Origin of the sequence: Gordonia sputi NBRC 100414, assembly GCF_000248055.1 — a bacterium.
Taxonomy (GTDB): domain Bacteria; phylum Actinomycetota; class Actinomycetes; order Mycobacteriales; family Mycobacteriaceae; genus Gordonia; species Gordonia sputi.
In genome coordinates, this window is the sequence record NZ_BAFC01000050.1 from 1 (window position 1) to 16,465 (window position 16,465).

Annotated in this window: 18 protein-coding genes; 10 read left to right on the top strand and 8 right to left on the bottom strand. The window is 64.9% G+C overall.

Features of this window, described 5'->3' with window-relative positions; translation table 11 throughout:
• The first annotated feature begins 268 nt into the window (after positions 1-268).
• Positions 269-1,117, top strand: a complete 849-nt coding sequence (locus tag GOSPT_RS07675; RefSeq protein WP_039855156.1) for an SDR family oxidoreductase — start codon at positions 269-271, stop codon at positions 1,115-1,117.
• 13 nt (positions 1,118-1,130) lie between these two features.
• On the opposite strand, the gene GOSPT_RS07680 is transcribed toward GOSPT_RS07675, so the two are convergent.
• The 6 genes from GOSPT_RS07680 to GOSPT_RS07705 all read right to left on the bottom strand — a co-directional run bounded on the left by GOSPT_RS07680 (position 1,131) and on the right by GOSPT_RS07705 (position 6,292).
• Positions 1,131-2,714 (bottom strand): polyamine aminopropyltransferase, encoded by a 1,584-nt coding sequence (locus GOSPT_RS07680; protein WP_005204823.1) that lies wholly within the window; start codon positions 2,712-2,714, stop codon positions 1,131-1,133.
• Positions 2,711-3,142, bottom strand: a complete 432-nt coding sequence (locus GOSPT_RS07685) for a DUF350 domain-containing protein (RefSeq protein ID WP_005204825.1) — start codon at positions 3,140-3,142, stop codon at positions 2,711-2,713. The genes GOSPT_RS07680 and GOSPT_RS07685 overlap by 4 nt, the downstream gene beginning before the upstream one ends.
• Before the next feature lie 84 nt (positions 3,143-3,226).
• Positions 3,227-3,811, bottom strand: a complete 585-nt coding sequence (locus GOSPT_RS07690) for a DUF4247 domain-containing protein (RefSeq protein ID WP_005204827.1) — start codon at positions 3,809-3,811, stop codon at positions 3,227-3,229.
• Positions 3,808-4,335 (bottom strand): DUF2617 family protein, encoded by a 528-nt coding sequence (locus GOSPT_RS07695; RefSeq protein ID WP_005204829.1) that lies wholly within the window; start codon positions 4,333-4,335, stop codon positions 3,808-3,810. The genes GOSPT_RS07690 and GOSPT_RS07695 overlap by 4 nt, the downstream gene beginning before the upstream one ends.
• On the bottom strand, positions 4,332-4,967 hold the full coding sequence (locus GOSPT_RS07700; RefSeq protein WP_005204831.1) for a DUF4178 domain-containing protein: 636 nt from the start codon (positions 4,965-4,967) through the stop codon (positions 4,332-4,334). Before GOSPT_RS07700 ends, GOSPT_RS07695 begins: the two co-directional genes overlap by 4 nt.
• A gap of 122 nt (positions 4,968-5,089) precedes the next feature.
• Positions 5,090-6,292, bottom strand: coding sequence for a hypothetical protein (locus tag GOSPT_RS07705; RefSeq protein ID WP_005204833.1), 1,203 nt, complete (start codon positions 6,290-6,292; stop codon positions 5,090-5,092).
• Between the two features lie 328 nt (positions 6,293-6,620).
• Between GOSPT_RS07705 and GOSPT_RS07710 the strand changes: the two genes are divergently transcribed.
• Positions 6,621-7,397: an ABC transporter ATP-binding protein gene (locus GOSPT_RS07710; RefSeq protein ID WP_005204835.1), complete on the top strand. Its 777-nt coding sequence runs from the start codon at positions 6,621-6,623 to the stop codon at positions 7,395-7,397.
• A 25-nt stretch (positions 7,398-7,422) separates the two neighbouring features.
• Here GOSPT_RS07710 and GOSPT_RS24735 read toward each other — a convergent pair whose 3' ends face one another.
• Positions 7,423-7,545, bottom strand: a complete 123-nt coding sequence (locus tag GOSPT_RS24735; protein WP_267626083.1) for a hypothetical protein — start codon at positions 7,543-7,545, stop codon at positions 7,423-7,425.
• Between GOSPT_RS24735 and GOSPT_RS07715 the strand changes: the two genes are divergently transcribed.
• The 7 genes from GOSPT_RS07715 (at position 7,544) to GOSPT_RS07745 (ending at position 15,253) form a co-directional block, all read left to right on the top strand.
• Positions 7,544-8,293 carry an ABC transporter permease gene (locus GOSPT_RS07715; RefSeq protein WP_005204836.1) on the top strand — a complete coding sequence of 250 codons (750 nt, stop codon included), beginning with the start codon at positions 7,544-7,546 and terminating at the stop codon, positions 8,291-8,293. The two genes, GOSPT_RS24735 and GOSPT_RS07715, sit on opposite strands and share 2 nt — an antisense overlap.
• A 49-nt stretch (positions 8,294-8,342) precedes the next feature.
• Positions 8,343-9,386, top strand: a complete 1,044-nt coding sequence (locus tag GOSPT_RS07720; RefSeq protein ID WP_005204838.1) for an isopenicillin N synthase family dioxygenase — start codon at positions 8,343-8,345, stop codon at positions 9,384-9,386.
• A 13-nt stretch (positions 9,387-9,399) separates the two neighbouring features.
• Positions 9,400-10,056: a GntR family transcriptional regulator gene (locus GOSPT_RS07725; RefSeq protein WP_039855160.1), complete on the top strand. Its 657-nt coding sequence runs from the start codon at positions 9,400-9,402 to the stop codon at positions 10,054-10,056.
• On the top strand, positions 10,053-11,372 hold the full coding sequence (locus GOSPT_RS07730; protein WP_005204841.1) for an alkaline phosphatase family protein: 1,320 nt from the start codon (positions 10,053-10,055) through the stop codon (positions 11,370-11,372). Before GOSPT_RS07725 ends, GOSPT_RS07730 begins: the two co-directional genes overlap by 4 nt.
• Positions 11,373-11,486: 114 nt before the next feature.
• Positions 11,487-13,112 (top strand): chaperonin GroEL, encoded by a 1,626-nt coding sequence (groL, locus tag GOSPT_RS07735; protein WP_005204842.1) that lies wholly within the window; start codon positions 11,487-11,489, stop codon positions 13,110-13,112.
• Positions 13,113-13,357: 245 nt separating this feature from the next.
• The gene (locus tag GOSPT_RS07740; protein WP_005204843.1) at positions 13,358-14,473 is read left to right on the top strand and encodes a linear amide C-N hydrolase; all 1,116 of its coding nucleotides are present in this window, start codon (positions 13,358-13,360) and stop codon (positions 14,471-14,473) included.
• A 96-nt stretch (positions 14,474-14,569) separates the two neighbouring features.
• A complete protein-coding gene (locus tag GOSPT_RS07745) occupies positions 14,570-15,253 on the top strand; it encodes a DsbA family oxidoreductase (protein WP_005204844.1) in 684 nt (227 codons plus the stop codon).
• Between the two features lie 71 nt (positions 15,254-15,324).
• On the opposite strand, the gene GOSPT_RS07750 is transcribed toward GOSPT_RS07745, so the two are convergent.
• Positions 15,325-16,086 carry an esterase/lipase family protein gene (locus tag GOSPT_RS07750; protein ID WP_005204845.1) on the bottom strand — a complete coding sequence of 254 codons (762 nt, stop codon included), beginning with the start codon at positions 16,084-16,086 and terminating at the stop codon, positions 15,325-15,327.
• Positions 16,087-16,092: 6 nt separating this feature from the next.
• On the opposite strand from GOSPT_RS07750, the gene GOSPT_RS07755 reads away from it, so the two are divergent.
• Complete coding sequence (locus GOSPT_RS07755) at positions 16,093-16,440, top strand: hypothetical protein (RefSeq protein WP_005204846.1); 348 nt, start codon at positions 16,093-16,095, stop codon at positions 16,438-16,440.
• Positions 16,441-16,465: the final 25 nt, after the last annotated feature.

The following is a 16,465-nucleotide window of genomic DNA, read 5'->3' on the forward strand; positions in this document are numbered from 1 at the left end:
GTCGACTGTGCGCTCGGGACCGTCGACTGTGCGCTGTAGACCGTCGACTGGGCCCTTGCGACCTCCCGACCGATCGCTCGGTCTTGACCTCGTGGTGTGGATGTGCAACTCTGCTCTCAAGAGCGCCCCGACACACATCCGCACCTTCATGTGACCGATTGAGTCAGGCGCACAACTGATTTCGTAGTGGGCAGCGCACCGATGGCGGTGCGCAGTCGGCGCTGGCCAAAACGATGCCACGGAATCGACTCGCAGGAGAGGGGCCACGGTGGCCACAGGAACGTCGTCAACATCCGATCGGACATTCGAGGGACGCACCGCCGTCATTTCAGGCGGTAGCCGCGGGATCGGGCTTGCGATTGCGACCGCGCTCGGCGCTCGAGGAGCCAACATCGTGCTGCTGGCCAAGACCGACGCACCGCACCCGAAGCTGCCCGGCACCATCCACACGGCCGTCGAGGAGATCGAGGCGGCGGGCGGCAAGGCGACGGGCGTTGTCGGCGATGTGCGCAATGAAGACGACGTCGCGCGTGCTGTCCAGACAGCGGTCGATACCTACGGCGGCGTCGACATCTGCATCAACAACGCGAGCGTGTTGAACCTGACGCCGACAGAAGAACTGCCGATAAGCCGGTTCGATCTCATGCAGCAGGTCAACGTCCGAGGGACCTTCCTGCTCACCCAGAAGTGTCTTCCGTACCTGCGAAAGTCGCCGAATGCGCACGTGCTCACGCTGTCGCCGCCGCTCAACATGAGCGCAGCGTGGCTCGGCAAGCACCCCGGCTACATGCTTGCCAAGTACGGAATGACGCTTGCGGCAATGGGTTTCGCCGCCGAATATGCCGACGCCGCCGTTGCGAGCAACTGCCTGTGGCCGGAATCGACCATCGCAACCGCCGCGGTCCGCAACCTGCTCGGTGGTGACGAAGCCGTCGCGCACTCCCGATCGCCGCAGATCATGGCCGACGCCGCTGTCGCCGTGCTCTCCAAGGACTCCACGCAGACCGGCCGGTGCTACCTCGACGTCGAGGTACTGGCTGAGGACGGTGTCACCGACTTCTCGATCTACGGCGGGCAGGACCCGATCGAGTACGACATCTTCGTCGACCCGCGGTAGCCGTTCTCCCGGATCAGTAGGTGGCCCACTCGCCCTGGGCGTAGCGCAGGATCCGCGGGTCCATGAGGGTCGACGGTGGCATCTCGAGTGGCTGTCGGTCGAGTGGGAACACCGCGGCCGCAGACAGTTCGGCTTCGCTGAGGAAGCGCATCGGCCCCGGAGCGCGCAGGTGGAGCTTCGGGGGCGTGCCCTCATCGGCGAGAAAGAATCCCCAGTCGCCGAACGACGGGACGTCGACGTGGTACGGCGTCACGGCGAGCCCGGCAGAACGCAGCGTCGACCCGATGCACCAGTACGACTTCGGCGCGAAGTACGGTGAGCCGGACTGCACGACGATCCGCCCGCCCGGTGCGGAGTGGGCCTTCACGAGTGAGTAGAACTCGGTCGAATACAGCTTGGCCGTTGCTGATTCGTCTGCGTCGGGCATGTCGACGATGATCACGTCGTACCGCTCGTGCTGCTGTCGCAACCATGTGAAGGCGTCGGCGGTGACGATGGTGGCACGCGGATCGTTCATGGAGTTCCGGTTCAACCCGAGCAGTCGGGGATCGGTGCGTGCCAGGTGAATCATCGCGCGATCGAGTTCGACGAGGGTTGGCCGAATATCGGGGTAGCGCAACACTTCTCGTAGGGCGAGGCCGTCGCCACCACCGAGGACGAGCACCGACGGCGACGTCGATCCGCTCTCACTGATGCGGGCCACCGCGTCGGCCATCGCGGGATGGACGAGGGCCTCGTGATAGCGGTACTCGTCGCTCGATGCGAACTGCAGATCGCCGTTCAGGTACAGCCGCGTATCGCGATCGGAGCCGATGCGCCGCTCCGTGATGACGATGTCCTGATACTGCGTGCGTTGTGCAGCGACGATCGGGTCTCGATACATCGCCTGACGTGCGGTCACCTCGAAACGGTCGGCATAGACCAGCGCGGCAACCAATACCGCGATCACCGCGACGGCGGCCACGCTCAGCACAGCGAACCCGGTGCGCGTCAGCGACTTCCGGAACATCACGAAGACCAGGAAGCAGCCGGCGATGGCGTTGACGAGGCCGACGACGATAGCGCCGCGCAACTGTCCGAACACGGGTAGTAGTACGAACGGGAAGCACAGACCGCCGATGAGTGCTCCGATGTAGTCGGCGGCGAACAGGTCGGCGACCGCAGAACCCGCCTCCTGCTTGCGAATACGTTGCAACAAGACCATCAGCAGCGGGATCTCCGCGCCGATGAGCAGCCCCAACACAAAGGCGACCACCACGAGCGCCTGGGTGTAGAGCGACAGATACGCGAACGCCGCGTACAGCGCGAGAACCGACAATCCGCCGAGTAGCGCCAGAGCGAGTTCGATGGCTGCGAACGCCGTGACCGCCTGCTGCTGCAGGGGTTTGGCCGCCAGCGAGCCGACGCCCATCGCGAAGACCATGACGGCCAGGACGATCGACGCCTGCGTCGCGGTGTTGCCGATCAGGTACGAGCCGAGCGAGACCAGCGCCAGCTCGTACACGAGACCGCATGCCGCGCAGACGAAAACGACCGCGAGCAACCCGACGCGGGCGAGTCGTGATCGAGGTGCGACGTCGTCGGCCAAGAGCGTCACAGAATTGCGGCGGCGACGATCACGGCGATGCCGACGTGGGAGATGCCGTGGACCCACACCGCGGGATGGCTTTCTTCCCCGATGACGATTTCACCGAGCTTGCCGGGAGTGAACAGGTCGATGACGAAGAACGTCGCGCACATGACGGCGAGGCCGATCAGTGTGTAGATGACGGTGTAGGTCAGCCCGACGGCGAGACGCCCCTCGCTCGCTGCAATCGCAGCGGTGACGATGATCGCGACCGCAATCAGATTGGAGCCGACGAGGATTCCCGCATTACGGTTCCGGTCGATCCACAGCTGATGACGCAGGTTGCCCGGCGTCAGAGCGTCGATGACTGCGAAGGAGATCAGCATCAGCAACACCCCGACACCCGCGTAGGCGGCGGCGTAGTAGGTGTTGGTGAGGATCGCGTGGGCCGAGATCATGTGTGTACTCCCGTGTCTCATGCTTGCTCTGATCGGACTGCTGTGTGCGGGCAGAACGTGCATCCCGCTCTGTGCTTGTGCGCCTTACTTTCCGGTTCCACTGCCACCGCCGCGGTTGGAGCTTCCCGATCCCGAGAAGTCGGGTGTCGGGACCCAATAGCCGCCGACGTAGCTGTGATAGTGGTTGTACCCGGATCGGTAGTCGCGGCTGACCATCACCTTGGTTTTGTTTGTGGCATAAGGGAAGAGGCCGATGAGGTAGCCCGGGTACTGCAGAAACTGTGTATCTGCGACGTTGCCCGCGCTCGCGGAGTCGCCCGCGCGTTGGTCGGTGGGATTCTGCGCGGAGGTGAGTTGCGCGGCCACTGTCGACGGGTCGCCATCGGCGACGTACGCGTCGACGTCGGACTCGTCGAGCGAACTGTCCCGCTGGTAGTGCGACGTCACGTAGGCGCGCGCGTCCCCTGTCGCGGCTCCTCGAAGCGCGCTGACCGCGTACGAGCCGAGCACTACCGCCGCGACCAGCACAATCAACGCGATGATGAAGTTGCGAGCGAAACGGAGCCGTCGGGCAGGGTCGGTGTTTCCGGAGCCGGGTGGTCGTTGACCGTTGGGGTCGGGGCCATTCGGGCCGCCCGGCCCCAAGAAGCCTCCCGGCGGATACGTCATGAGCGCACCGCCAGCGTCCCGCGCTCGAGTCGGCTCGACGTCAGAACCACCTCGCCTGCCTGCGGATACGTGTGCCACGTGCGCCAGATGAGCGCGTCGTCGTCGATGTCGGCGGTCACCGCAGTCACCGCGAGCTCGTTGCCGGGGAATCGTCCGAGTAACGCCGGCAGCCCGGCGCGCGCATGTCCATCGACCTCGGACTCGATCTGTTCGAGCATCTCGGCCATCGCATCGGAGCTGCACTCGATGACGCGCGAGGAGAACACGTAGCCGTCGGCCTGGAAGCTGTCCGGCAGTGCGGTGGTGATGTCGGGGAGGCAGGCGACCGTCTCGCACAGCTCGTGCGCGTCGTCGGTGATGACGATCTGGTGGCTGGCACCGAGCAGCCGGATGGAGAACGTCAGCGACCCGATGGTGTGATCTGCCGTAGCGAGCGGCTCACGCTGGGACGCGGTCAGCGAGAAACCGAGCTGACCGGCCCGAGTGTCGGAGAACGCGACGTCGAGGTCGGTGAACGGGCTCACCGCTGCCCCGGGCCGGGATTCGACGGATAGATGCGGTACTCCGAATGGGCGAGCACCTCGCCGCGTGCGCATTCCCAACCACTGCCGTAGTCCTCGAAGGACAGTCGGTCGTTACCCGCAGCGTAATCGTGGTAGCGCATCCGACCGACCTGGGCGAGGCCCGTCGTTCCGAACGACGTGAACTGCGCCGAACCGGCCTCGTCGTTGGTGTAGCGCCGACCTTCGAGGTCGACGTATGCCGGTCCGGGGGTCAGGGTCACGCCGCTGAGTTCCTGCCAGAGGACCACCTCGAGGTCCGGATCGTCCTCGACCGAGATCCAGACCTTCCGACCGAGGCCGGTGTCGAGGAAGTTCTCTGCCCACGAGAAGCCGTCCTGCGAGAGCTTCAGCGTGCCACGGACCGCAAACGTCTCTCCGCGGATCTCGACGAGGTCGCCCGGCTTGAGCTGGCGAGGATCGCCGCGGACGGCGTCGTCGTCTGCGCTCGAGAAGGGGTCGCGCGGCTGGTACGTGCGCGAATACAACCCGTCCCGCTCGGCCTGCTCGCGCTTGCGTTTGGTCAAGACGTTGAAGACGAGCACGACGACGATGATCGCCAACAGAGCGATGACGATGATCAGCAGGAATTCCATTGGTCAGAGGATAGTGGGTCGGTCCGGACATTCGGGGCACCGAGTGTCGGTGCCCCGAATGACTTCCGGGCCGCCCTACTGAACCCGACCTTACTGAACCCCAGCCCTACTGAACCCCTGCCCTACTGAATCTTCGTGTCGATGAACCGGGTCGAGTACAGGTCGGTCGCGGGGATCTGCGCGGGTAGATCAGATCCGGTCTTGTTCAGCACCGGGATCAGCTGATTGATCGACTCCTGCGCCTTGGCCATGTCGATGCCGCCCCACACGCCTGCGGCGTCCGGGCCGATGACGCCCTTCTCCTTGAGGATCTTGGCCGAGTACGACGCCTCGCCCGCGCTGTACGTACTGAACGAGACGTCCTGCGAGACCCAATCGGTGATGGTCTTGTTGATCGCATCGGGGGAGTTCACGTAGTTCTTGCCGGTCTGCTGGATCATCGGGATCAGCTTCTCCAGGCAGGGCGAGAGCTTCTCCATCTTGTCGGGCCGCACACTCACGTTCGACGCGTAGACGTCGTAGCCGGCGTCGCGGACCATCGCATAGGCGACGGGCTTGTCCCACGACGGTGTCTCATGCTCGTAGGTGTAGGGCTCGGAGTTCACGAAACCCTGCTGCGCGATCGACGGGTCGCCGACGAATCGTGCAGGCGCGCCGTCGTATCCGGTGTCGAGCTGACTCTGCTTCAGTAGCCCCTTGGCCACCAGCCACTGCGGAAAGACCTGCTCCTTCGAGACGACGACGGTCGCGTCGGACTTGCCGATGTCGGCGATGGTGCGCCAGTCGGGGTGCTTCTCGGGGTCCCACATCAGGATCGACGGGTTGTACTGCAGCAACGGGGTGAGTGCGACGACCCGCTGTTTCGCCGCAGCCGAGACGAGCTGGTCGCCGTGGACGAGCCCGAGGTCGATGCTGTCGTCGGCGTGCATCACCGAGGGCACCGACTGGAAGCCGATCGCGGGGCCGCCCGCCCGCAGGGTGATGTCGACGCCGGTGTCTTTGCCGTCGTAGGCGAGCGGGCCGGTGGCCGACTTCTGGTTCGCGTCGACGGTGTAGCCGGGACCCATCAGTCCGATCACGCCCGCCATATCCGACTGCGGCTGCCACTGCAGTTGCACCACAACGTTTTTCGGGCACACGGATGCGAGGTTGTACTCGGCGGGTGCGGGCGGCAGCGACTGCGCTGAACCCGACGACGTCGACGACGAGTCGGTGCACCCGGCGAGCGCGGCGACACACGCGGAGGCGGTTGCCGCGACGACGGCTGCGCGTACTGACAGTCTGCGACGTCGCGAGGTGACGTGAGACGACGAATCTGTGGACACGGTGGAGCTCCTCTTGCGGAAGGGTGAACGAGACCGACGACGCCGGTCCCTGGAGTGGATTACATGTAAATGTAGGGGCTCGCGGCGAAACCCGCGAGTCCGGTGCATGTAGCGCCGTCGAGAGGATCTGGCGCCGAAAAATCGCGTTTGACATGCACTTTGGTGGCACTTCACCTGCGTAGACGGGGTCAGGTCCCGGGGTTCTGTCACATACTGTTTACGTCAGGACACGCGCCCGCAATGCATGTAACCAACAATCGGAAAGCGAATTAAGTCCGACTCTTACATGTAGGCGCTCTCATGTGCCGTGGCTCTGATGGATGTACCCATGAACCTGATCGACACCGTCAATGACGCTGACGCGAGGCATCTCACCAAGGGTGTGATGATCTCGGCGTCGGGCGTATCGAAGCAGTTCGACTCCGGCACAATCGCTCTCGCCGACGTGGACCTCGACATCGCCCGCGGCGACTTCGTCGCGATCGTCGGCCCCTCCGGCTGCGGCAAATCGACGCTCCTGCGCATGGCTGCGGGTCTGGAGGCGCCGACCACCGGAAGCGTCGCACTGGCCACCGATTCGGTCGGTGTGATCTTCCAGGAGCCCACATTGCTGCCGTGGCGTTCCGTGCAGGCCAACGTCGAATTGTGTGCCGAGATCGCGCGCGAGCCACGCTCGGAGCGTCGGGCACGTGCCGCCGCGGCTATCGACGCCGTTGGCCTTGCCGGATTCGAGAAACAGCTTCCGCGCACGCTCTCGGGCGGCATGAAGATGCGAGTCTCGTTGGCGCGCATGCTCACCAAGGAACCAGAGGTGATGTTGCTCGACGAGCCGTTCGGCGCGCTCGACGAGATGACGCGCCTCGACATGCAGGCAGAACTGTTGCGGCTCTACGGCGATAGGGGATTCACCGCGCTGTTCATCACACACTCGATGCCCGAGGCCGTGTTCCTCGCCAACCGCGTAATCGTGATGTCGGCCCGGCCGGGCCGGATCGCCGCCGACATCCGCATCGACCTGCCCTATCCCCGTCAACCCGACATCCGCTTCGACCCGGCTTTCACGTCGTACGTCGCCGCGATCTCCGAAACACTCCGAGGTGCCTGATGACCATCACAACGACTGCAATGACTCATGATTCGACGTCGAGCACCGCTGTCGCCGCAGCGGCGCCGGCTACCTCGCCGTCAGGAGCCGCGCCGGGTGGTGGCGCAACGTCGTCGGCGAGATCCCGAGTGCGCACGGTAGTGCGCATGGTCGCACCGCCCGCGGTGTCGCTCGCTGCGGCGATCGGACTCTGGTACCTGGTCAGCATGGTGATCCTGTCCCCGCAGCGGCGATTCCTTCTTCCGCCGCCGCACGAGGTGTTGACCAACTCGCTGCTCGACAAGGCCCACGTCAACCCCATGCTCGACGCACTCTGGGTGACCGCGAAGGTGAGTCTCGTCGGCTTCCTGTTCGCCGCCGTCATCGGCATCGCCATCGGTGTGCTGATGAGTCGCGGCTCGCTGATGGAACGGGCGATCTACCCGTGGGCCGTTGTGCTGCAGGTGATCCCGGTTCTCGCGATCGTCCCGTTGATCGGTCTGTGGTTCGGGTACGGCATGGTGGCCCGCACCATAGTGTGTGTGATCATCGCCATCTTCCCGATCATCGCCAACACCCACTTCGGACTCACCTCCGTCGACCGTGGCATGCACGAGTTGTTCACGCTGTCGAAGGCCTCGCGCACCCAGCGGTTGCTGAAACTCGAGTTCCCCGCAGCACTTCCGGCGATGATGACCGGATTCCGCACGGCGTCGGGGCTCGTGGTTGTCGGTGCGATCATCGGCGACATGTTCTTCGCGAAAGGCGAACCGGGGATCGGTACGCTGCTCGACGTCTACCGCGCGCGTCTGCAGTCCGACGATCTCATCGCGGCCATCGTGCTCGCGTCACTGTTCGGCATCGCCGTCTTCGCGGTGTTCAGCATGCTCAACGCCGCCGTCGCCCGCCGCCGCTGACCGCCCACTCGTAGCCCGCCAATCGCCACCCGAAGAAGGAAACCCAGACATGTTCACCGTCCCCATCATCGACATCTCGCCCTACGCCGACCCGCAGAGCACGCCCGAACAACGAGCACGGGTTGCGCGTCAACTCGACGAAGCCTCTGCCACCGTCGGATTCATGCAAATCGTCGGACACGGGATCTCCCAGGGCGTCGTCGACGGTCTCACCGAAGCCCTCGATGCGTTCTATGCACTCCCGCTCGACGTGAAGAAGAACTACACGCGGCCGGGTGCCAACCGTGGCTACAGTCCGCCCAAGAGTGAGTCGCTGAGCATGAGCCTCGGTGTGGCAGCGGCGAACCAGATGAACGACTTCTACGAGGCGTTCACAGTCGGGTCTGAGCAATCCTGGTATGCCGCAACAGATCTTCCCGAGTCCAGCTATCCAGACAACACCTGGCCCGACGACGCGGTGGCGAGCTTCCGCCCGGCCGTCGAGGAATGGTTCGCACAGGCGCGAGATGTCTCGCGAATCCTGTTGCACGCCTTCACCGAAGCACTCGGACTTCCGGACGGATACTTCGACGCGCTCACCGATCACTCGATCGATGCGTTGAAGATGAACAACTACACGCTGCCGGAAGGTGAGATCGAACTCGCGGGCGAGTTGACGGGAATGGGCGCCCACACCGACTTCGGCATCCTCACCGTGTTGTGGGCCGACCGTGTGCCGGGATTGCAGGTGCTCGATAGGGACGGCACCTGGCACGACGTACAGCCCGAGCCCGGCGCGCTCATCGTGAACCTCGGCGACGCGATGGCCCGCTGGACCAACGATCGCTGGATGTCGACCATCCATCGGGTGGATCCTCCCGTCGTCGACGGGAGGATCATCCGACGACGTTCCGCGGCCTTCTTCTTCGACGGCAACTTCGACGCCGTCATCGAAACACTGCCCGGCTGCTCGCGCACAGACCAGCCCGGATACCCGCCGATAACCGTCGCCGACAACATCAACGCCAAACTGGCCGGAATGAAGCAGGGGGTGGCGCCGAAGGCCGTCGACCGGGAGGCGCAGCGTCTGACGTCGGCGCGCGCGGCGCGGTAGGGCGTTACGCTCGATGACCGTGACAGTTGGAGGCGGTGAAGGCGCATTGCTGACGCAGTCAGTGGTGCGCCGACTGCGCGACGAGATCTTCGCCGGTCAGATGGCCCCGGGCACCCCACTGAGCGTGCCGGGCCTCGCCGCGCGTCTAGAGGTGTCGCGCAGCCCGGTCCGCGAGGCGGTGCAACAGCTCGTCGTCGAAGGTCTTGCGGAATACACTCCGCGCGTCGGCGCCAAGGTGGCCGCGCTCGACGAGGCGAGTCTTCGCCACGTCTTCGAGGTCCGCGAGGTGCTCGACGGTCTGGCCGCTCGGCAGGCCGTCGAACGGGTCACCTACGCCGAGATCGACGACCTGTGGGAGCAGGTGCGGACCCAGGAGTCCCTGCTCGCCGAAGCAGCAGATCACCACCGCGACTCTCAGCTCGACCTCGACTTCCACACCGCGGTGCGGTCCTTGTCGGGCAACAAACCGCTGTGCGACGCGTTGTTCAAACTCGACACGCAGTCGCACCTCTACCGCTCCGATATGTGGCAGCACGACGTGAACCGACGTCTCGCGGTGGCCGAGCACCATCGAATCGTCAGCGCGCTGGAAGCGGGCGATGCCGCGGGAGCACAGACCGCGGCGCAAGCCCACGCCGCCGGGGTCTTGGTTCGGTTGCTCAGATCGTGACGGGGACAAGCGAGCTCACCGAACTGCCGCCGAGCCGGTGGAGCGCGTACCCCTACACGCTCGCCGACGTCATGCCGTGGATCGGGCGGTGCCTCGGCGTCGACCCTGTCAGCGGTGATGAGCCGGGAGCGAGCGAGCGCACCCGCCTTCCCGAACTCGACGCGGCGTCGGTGGTGCTCCTGCTCGTCGATGGCCTCGGTGAACGACAGCTCGCCGCCCACGCGCACCTCGCACCGACACTCACCGGACTGGGTGGCGGCGTGCTGCGCGCGGGCTTCCCGTCGACAACGGCGACGTCGATCACCAGCCTGATGCGCGGCGAACCAGCAAGCGGGCACGGGATCATCGGCTACAGCTTCGTGCCGGACGACGCGGCGCGCAGTCACGGTCCGGCCCGCACGCTGAACATGCTGCGCTGGACACTCGACAGCGCCGCCGGACCGGCGGCCTACGACGTCTATCCACCCACCACGCTGTGTTCGGGTGAGGGCGTCATCGGGGCGCTCGAGCGGTCGGGGGTTCGCGTATTTCAGGTGATGCCCGGCGAGTTCAAGGACACGGGCTTCACCATCGTCGCCTCCGGTGCCGCAGGCAGGCACCTGCCCGCCAAGGCCCCGGCCGAGATTCGCGCGGGCATCACCACCGCGCTGACCCGGACGCTGCCCCGCTCACACCGGCCGCGAGTGGTCTACGCATACCTCGCCGACCTCGACACCGCCGGTCACATTCACGGTCCGGGCTCCGACCCCTGGTGCGTCGCACTGCGCACCGTCGACTCCCTCGTTGCCGACATACTCACCGACCTCCCATTCGATGCCTCGCTCGTCGTGACGGGCGATCACGGGATGCTGCGCGCGGGAAAGACAATCGACCTCGACGCCGATCCCGCGTTGTCGTCGGGCGTCGCGCGAGTAGCGGGCGAAGCGCGGGTGCGGCAGGTCTACGCGATCGACGGGGCCGTCGACGACATCGCGGATACCTGGCGCGATCTTCTGGGCGACGACGTGCACATCGCGCCACGCGAACAGGTTCTCGCCGAACACTGGTACGGACCCCGCGCCACCGATCACACCGCTGCGCGCATCGGCGACCTCGTCGTCGTGGCGAAAGACCGCACGGTGCTCACCCGACCGGCCGCCGAGCCGGGGGAGTCGCGCATGCTCGGCCACCATGGGGGCTGGACTGCCGACGAACTGCTCGTGCCGCTGCTGATCGGCAACGATCCCGCGAACCACTCCTCGAGCGCTGGCTTACCGTCGACCTTGCACTCGCCCGGGTCGAGTGCTAAAACGGACCTTGGCACTCACGGATCGTGAGTGCTAGGTCGGGACGGTGAGATCGGTACCGAATGACACACCGGTCGTCCGTCGCGGGCACCGAGTCCGGCCATACAAACCTAGTGTCACCCCCTATCGGAGGATCACTTACCCATGGCCAAGCAAATCGCGTTCGATGAAGAGGCCCGTCGCGGCCTCGAGCGGGGTCTCAACACCCTCGCCGACGCAGTCAAGGTGACGTTGGGACCCAAGGGTCGCAACGTCGTTCTGGAGAAGAAGTGGGGCGCCCCCACGATCACCAACGATGGTGTGTCCATCGCCAAGGAGATCGAGCTCGAGGACCCCTACGAGAAGATCGGTGCCGAGCTCGTCAAGGAGGTCGCCAAGAAGACTGACGACGTCGCTGGCGACGGCACCACCACCGCAACCGTTCTGGCTCAGGCACTCGTGCGCGAGGGTCTGCGCAACGTGGCCGCAGGCGCCAACCCGATGGGCCTCAAGCGCGGCATCGAGCAGGCCGTCGACGCCGTCACCGAGTCGCTGCTGAAGAGCGCCAAGGAGGTCGAGACCAAGGAGCAGATCGCTGCAACCGCTGGTATCTCGGCAGGCGACCCCTCGATCGGCGAGCTCATCGCTGAGGCGATGGACAAGGTCGGCAAGGAAGGCGTCATCACCGTCGAGGAGTCCAACACATTCGGACTCCAGCTCGAACTCACCGAGGGTATGCGCTTCGACAAGGGCTACATCTCGGGCTACTTCGTGACCGACCCCGAGCGCCAGGAAGCCGTCCTCGACGACCCGTACATCCTGCTCGTCTCGGGCAAGGTCTCGACCGTCAAGGATCTGCTCCCGCTGCTCGAGAAGGTCATCCAGTCGGGCAAGCCGCTGCTGATCATCGCCGAGGACGTCGAGGGCGAAGCCCTCTCGACCCTGGTGGTCAACAAGATCCGCGGCACCTTCAAGTCTGTTGCCGTCAAGGCTCCCGGCTTCGGTGACCGCCGCAAGGCCATGCTCGCCGACATCGCCATCCTCACCGGTGGCGAGGTCATCAGCGAAGAGGTCGGCCTCTCGCTGGAGAGCGCAGGGCTCGAGCAGCTCGGCCGGGCTCGCAAGGTCGTCGTCACCAAGGACGAGACCACCATCGTCGACGGCGCGGGCGACGCAGACGCCATCGCCGGACGCGTGTCGCAGATCCGCACCGAGATCGAGAACAGCGACTCCGACTACGACCGTGAGAAGCTGCAGGAGCGCCTGGCCAAGCTGGCCGGCGGCGTTGCAGTCATCAAGGCGGGCGCGGCCACCGAGGTGGAGCTCAAGGAGCGCAAGCACCGAATCGAGGACGCCGTCCGCAATGCGAAGGCTGCCGTCGAAGAGGGCATCGTCGCCGGTGGTGGCGTTGCTCTGCTGCAGTCCGAGCCTGCCATCGACTCGTTGACCCTCGAGGGCGACGAGGCGACCGGTACCAACATCGTGCGCGTCGCGCTGTCGGCTCCGGCCAAGCAGATCGCCGTCAACGCAGGGCTCGAGCCTGGCGTTGTCGCCGACAAGATCCTCAACTCGCCGCTGGGCACCGGCCTCAACGCCGCCACCGGCACCTACGAGGACCTGCTCGCCGCAGGCATCAACGACCCGGTCAAGGTCACCCGCTCGGCACTGCAGAACGCAGCGTCGATCGCGGCTCTGTTCCTCACCACCGAGGCCGTCGTCGCCGACAAGCCCGAGAAGAACCCGGCCCCGGCCATGCCCGGCGCCGACGAGATGGGCGGAATGGGATTCTGATCCCACCCGCTGCATAGCGAACACAACCGAAGGCCGGTCACCCAAGAGGGTGGCCGGCCTTCGGCGTATGAGTGAATTCGAGACGCCGCGGAATGATTCTGAGACTTCTCGCGCGCCCGGCCGATTGACGCCGCTACCGTGAAGAAAGCGACCCATGGTGATCCGTGGGATGCTCGAAGCGATATTTCGCGAGTCGCGGGGAAGCCTTGTCGGTGTTGTCAACAACGAACGGAAGTGGATTCGGCGTGTGCACACGGGTGATGTGGCCAGAGGCCTACGGTTCTGTGATCGTCGGCTGCAACATGGATTTCCATCAGGATCTCCACACCAATCTCTGGAAGCTCCCACGCGGCGTCGAGCGCAATGATCGCGTCGAGGGAAAGCTGAAGTGGACGTCGAAGTACGGCAGTGTGATCGCAGGCGTCTACGACATCCTCTCGACCGACGGAGTCAACGAGAAGGGGTTGGCGGGCCACATTCTGTGGCTTGCCGAATCCGAGTACGGTGCCCCCGCCCCTGACCGCCCTCAGCTCGCGATGTCGATCTGGCTGCAGTTCTTCCTCGACAATTTCGCGTCGGTGGCAGAAGCCGTCCGGTGGGCAGAGGAAAACAACCCGCAGGTGATCCACATGACGGATCCGACCGGTGGCAGCAAACCTGCGATCCACCTCGCGATCGATGACGCGTCGGGCGATTCGGCGATCTTCGAGTACATCGACGGCAAGCTGGACATCTATCACAGCGAGGACTACTGGGTGATGACGAATTCGCCCAGCTACGACCAACAACTCGAACTCGTGAAGAAGTATGAGGGTCTCGGCGGCGACCAACCACTTCCGGGTACATGCGCAGCTCCCGACCGTTTCGCTCGCGCCACCTTCTACGTGCACAACCAACCAGAGCCGAAGTCACGCGTGCAGGCCACGGCCGCCATGGCGAGCATTATCCGAAATGCTGCGCAGCCGTACCGGATTCCCGAACCCGGCAAGCCGGATGCGTCGACGACGCTGTGGCAGGTCGTCATCGACCTGACCAACCCCCGCTACATCTTCGAGTCCGTCACGTGCCCGAACGTCGTGTGGGTGGATTTGAAAGACCTCGACTTCACCGAGGGTTCTGGCGACGCCAAGTTGGATCTGGTCAAAGGTCTCGCGGTCGAGAATGGGCTTGCGGGCAATGTGGCCCACAAGTTCGAAAAGCATAAGTTCCATATCGTTTCCATCGAACAGGCGAAACTGATCGGCGAAGTAGCCGCCAAGGCGAAAGAAGGCTTGGATTCGACGAAGCCGATAGAGGATCGCATCAAGGCGGTCCAGGAAAAGGTGGACGCAACGCTCGCGGAATTCGTCGACGCGACGTGAGGCGGTGTGGCCTGCAGGGTCACACGTTCCCGACACATTCGGCGGTACGCATTGCGTAGCGGAATGTGGCACCGCCGCCCCGGCGTTGCACAGAGCATGAGTACTTTACCTATCGACGTGTGGTCGGACATCGCCTGCCCGTGGTGCTATATCGGCAAGCGCAACCTCGACGCCGCGCTCGTGCTCCTCCAAGATTCCAACGCTGTCGACTCCAACGCTGTCGACTCCAACGCTGTCTCTGTGGACTTCCACAGCTACCTACTCGCGCCTGACACACCGCCGGAGACGGACGCTCCCGAGATCGATTTCTTGGTGCAGAGCAAGGGGATGCCTGCCGATCAGGTCAGGCAGATGTTTGCCCACGTCACCCAGGTCGCCGCCGATGCCGGTCTGCACTACGACTTCGACATCGCCCGACACGCCAACACCCGCAAGGCCCACGAGCTGCTGCATTACGCCAAAAGCGTTGGGCGGCAGGCTGATATGGCCGAGCGTTTGTTTGCCGCACACTTCACCGAGGGCAAGCGCCTCGGCGACGTCAATGAACTCACCGACCTCGCAGCCGAGATCGGCCTGGACCGGGACGACGTCGAAAATGCCTTGCGCACAGGGACGTACGCGAACGTCGTCGACGCCGATCTCGACCAGGCGAGCGCCTACGGGATCAGTGGTGTGCCGTTCTTCGTGATCGACGGTCGCTACGGGATCTCGGGTGCGCAACCGCCGGAGGTGCTTGCCCAAGCCATCGGTCGGGTTCTCTCCGAGCGCGCTGAAACCTGATGTAATCCGACCGAGGGGCCCAGAGCGGCACTGCCTGGGATTACACGGTCAATTGCCCGCGTTGAACCAGCTCAGCGCTGTGGTCGAAGTGAGTTCTTGGCGGTCAACTGGCCGTCGGGTTGATCGACGAACTGTCCGTCGCAATGTCCGGCTGCTGCACGCGAAACAGCTCGGAAAACTCCGGGATTGACGGCCTCGGCGGTGTGTTCGGTGTAGCCGGTCGGCGCGACGAATGCGGGCAACGGCGTGACACGGCACTGACCGCCGTCGAGGTCGCCGGTCACCCATTCGTATGCACTGCGGATGCGGTAGTACTTGGTGGGGCCGGGGGTGTCGTCTCCTGCATTGAGATCGCGCAGGAACGCACTGCCCGGACACAACTGTCCGTCTGTGCCGGGTTGGTTGCATCCGCCCGGCGAGCCGTATTCCGGTGTGCCGACGGCGATTACGTTCGCCACCTTCGACGCGCCGCCGAGGTTCTTCACGTAGTAGCGCGTCGTCACGCCACCGACGCTGTGTCCGACGAGCGACACCGGCGTCGACGGCCTGGCCGCCTTCTCCGCATCGACGGCCCTGCCGATGGCGTGAGCGTCGGAGACGAGTTGCGTTCCCATGAGGTCGAGGACGCGCACTCGGTAGCCATCACGGCGCAGCGCGTCGGCCATCAGGGTGTACGGAGTGGCTCCGAACGACTGGCCGGGGACGATGAGCAGCGTCCCGCGGGGCGCTGCCGCATTCGCGGTGGTCGTCGGCGCTGCCACTGCAGCCCCGGCGGCGGCGGCGGTGAAGGCGACGATCGCAGTAAGGCGGCGCAGAATTCCCATGCGCGCCATCTAATCATGCTTAGCCTTGCCTTACTAGCCCGCGCGTTTGCACTCGGCCCCGACCACCCGCTCGCCGAGATGCTTCTTGCCGACTTCATGATCGTCGACGCGTGGAAGCCGTTTGGCGACAACACTTTTCTCGAGATCGAGCGCGCTGTCCGCGATGGGCGTCCGCACGAGACGATGGGCGGGCGCTCACTCAACGACGACTGCATGGACACCCTGTACACGTATCTCGTCAACGCGGCGAAGGGTCCGCGCATCAGCGACCACGTCGACTCGCCGTCGCGCCGCGCGAACGACACATTCCCGTATCTCGTGCCCGCCAATCCGAATCCGCCCGCGGGGCCCGGCCCTCACTGAAGTGCGACCATTCATCTGGAAGACT